Origin of the sequence: Collimonas fungivorans (assembly GCF_028292705.1) — a bacterium.
GTDB lineage: Bacteria > Pseudomonadota > Gammaproteobacteria > Burkholderiales > Burkholderiaceae_D > Collimonas > Collimonas fungivorans_B.
The window spans coordinates 1-2,756 of the sequence record NZ_JAQGLV010000239.1 but is presented as its reverse complement, the minus strand read 5'-3'; the positions used below and the strand labels follow the sequence as shown (position 1 = coordinate 2,756).

Annotated in this window: 1 protein-coding gene and 2 pseudogenes; all 3 read left to right on the top strand. The window is 67.5% G+C overall.

Annotated features, from left to right (window positions below; translation table 11 throughout):
• Positions 1–291, top strand: a pseudogene (locus tag JWQ61_RS13810) (ABC transporter ATP-binding protein); the annotation flags it as partial.
• A complete protein-coding gene (gene fhuB / locus JWQ61_RS13805) occupies positions 288–2,393 on the top strand; it encodes a Fe(3+)-hydroxamate ABC transporter permease FhuB (RefSeq protein WP_304361028.1) in 2,106 nt (701 codons plus the stop codon). The pseudogene JWQ61_RS13810 and the gene fhuB, both read left to right, overlap by 4 nt.
• Positions 2,393–2,756, top strand: a pseudogene (locus JWQ61_RS13800) (siderophore-iron reductase FhuF); the annotation flags it as partial. The gene fhuB and the pseudogene JWQ61_RS13800, both read left to right, overlap by 1 nt.

Sequence of the window (2,756 nt, the reverse complement as noted above, 5' to 3'; positions counted from 1 at the left end):
CGCCGCTTGAACCAGGAGCAGGGGCTGACCATTGTCTGGGTGCTGCACGACCTGAACCAGGCTGCTGCATTCAGCGACGAAATCGTCCTGATGCGCGCTGGCAAAATCATTGCGCATGGTTCGCCCGACGCCATGCTGGCGCCGCACCATCTGCACGAAACATTCGACGTAACCATGCTGAAAATCGCCCATCCCCTGACAGGCGCGCCGATGTGCGTACCAGCCTATGGAGAGGCCTCTCCACCGGCAGCGTTGCGTGAAAACGGCGTCGATAAGGATCTCGCTGCATGACCGCGTTAGCAGGCCAATCTCCGCTGCGCCCAGGCACGGCGCTCGCAAGCCGGCATGCGCCGATGAAAAGCAGGGCAGGCCTGATCGGGGCAGCACTCTTGCTGCTGATCGTCGTCACCGCGGCCGTGCGCCTGGCGCCCGGCGTGCAGCAGTGGCTGGCGGCGTCTGCGCAAGGCGGTGATGCCGCCATACTTAACCGCATACTGCTGTTCGATTTGAGTGCGCCGCGCGTGCTGGCGGCGCTGGTCGCCGGCGGCTGCCTCGGCGTGGCTGGAGCGCTGTTCCAGGCGCTTACGCGCAATCCGCTCGCTTCCCCTGATTTACTCGGCATTACCAGTGGCGCCCAGCTGGGCTTGCTGGCAGCGATGGTGATTCCTGCGCTTGCCGGCGCGGCATCGGTGCCGCTGCTGTTCGGCTGCGGCCTGGCCGCCGCTGTCTGCGTGGTGGCGGCAGCCGGCTGGCGCGCGACGCCGCTGCGGCTGGTGCTGGCAGGCAGCGTTTGCATGCTGCTGTTTTCGGCAGTGGCGACGCTGGTGCTGGCGTTTTTCGAGCAAAGCATCGCTGGCGCCGCGCTATGGGCCAGCGGCAGCCTGTATCAACCGGGCGCGGACGGCCTCAAGCTGGCCATGGCATGGCTGGTGCTGCCGCTGATTGCCTTGCCGTTCGTGATGCGGCCGCTCAACCCTTTCGTGCTGGGCGACGAGGCGGCAGCTGCCGCCGGCGTGCGGATCGATGCGACGCGGATTGCCGCCATGGTGGTGGCAGTGGGTTTTGCCAGCGTCGCGGTCAGCATTGCCGGGCCGCTGTCGTATGTCGGCTTGATTGCGCCGAACCTGCTGCGCCAGCTGCGCGGCGCAAAAGCATCGAAACTGGGCGCCCTGGTGCCCTTGTCGGCATTGGTGGGCGGCGCGCTGGTGCTGGTTACCGACAGCGCGGTGTTGGCGCTCGACCTTGATGCCACGCTGTCGACCGGGGTGGCGATCGCACTGGTCGGCACGCCATTGATGCTGGCCATGATCCGCAGCGGCATCGTATGGTCGGGCGCAATGGCGGCGGGGCAGGAACGGCCGATGTCCGACGCCGGAACGCGCGCCGTGCGCATGCTTACAGCGCTGCCATGGCCCTTGATCGCCGCCGGGTTGCTGCTGGTTGGCTGCACGCTGCTGTTTGCCGGCGCCTCGCTGGGCGCGAAGCTGATCGGCCCGGCCGGCTGGATCGCCGCGCTGGAAGGGCGCGACGAAGTAACCCGGATGCTGCTCGACCTGCGTCTGCCGCGCCTTTTGTGCGCACTGCTGGCCGGAGCGTTGCTGGCGGCAAGCGGGGTGCTGATGCAGAGCATCGTGCGCAATCCGCTGGCCGGCCCTGAAGTGCTTGGCGTCACCCAGGGCGCCGGACTGGCGACTTTCATTGCACTGATCCTGTGGCCGTTCGCGGCCCATTCGACCCTTGCCGTCGCCGCGCTCGCCGGCGGCGCCGCCACGCTGCTGCTGACATTGCTGCTCAACCGCCGCCATCGTTATGCACCGATGGCGGTAGCGCTCACCGGACTGGTCCTCGGCACCCTCTGGACTACGCTGTCGCAGTGGCTGATCACGCAGCAGAGCGTGCAGCCCGCGCGTTTTGTGGTGTGGCTGGTCGGCGGCACCTACGGCCGCAGCTGGGGCGAAGTGGCCACATTGCTGCCCTGGTGCCTGCTGGCGCTGCCGGTGCTGGCGTTGCTGGCCAGGCCGCTCGACCTGCTGTCGCTGGGCGACGACCAGGCGGCGGCGCTCGGCCTGCCGATTGCCATATTGCGGCCGCTGGTGCTGACGGTGGCGACACTTGCCGCCTGCGCGGCGGTCGCTGCTGTCGGACCGGTCAGTTTCATCGGCCTGATGGCGCCGCACCTGGCGGTAATGCTGGGAGCACGCACGCATCGTACCCGGCTCTGGCTGGCCGCTGCGTGCGGCGCGCTGCTGCTGGTCTTGGCCGATGTCGCCGCCCGTACGCTGCTTGCCCCGCGGGAGATTCCGGCCGGCGTGCTGACCGCCATGATCGGCGCGCCATACCTGCTCATCTTGTTGATTGCGCAGGCGCGGCGCGAAAAGCTGAGCGGCCGCTGATGGATATCTTGCAGAGAACTGTCCTGAATCCGGGCGGCGCGCCGGCGCATTGTTTCGCCGCGCTCGCGCCTGAATCGATGGCATCCTATCTCGAGCATGTCTGGCTCGGAAAACCACACGACAGCCAGGCCGTCTCGGAGACGGAAAACGAGGCCGCAGAATCCGTTTGCATCCCATTGACCCAGCTCGGCGCCTACCGTACCGAGCTGCTTGATGCGATGGTGTCGCACTACGGCGGTGATGGCGAGATCCACGCACGGGCGCTGCTGTCGCAGTGGAGCAAATATTATTTCTGGCTCGCGGCGCCGGCCGGCATCGCCGCGTTGCTGCTGCGCCGTCCGCTCGACATGTCGCCCGCCCGCA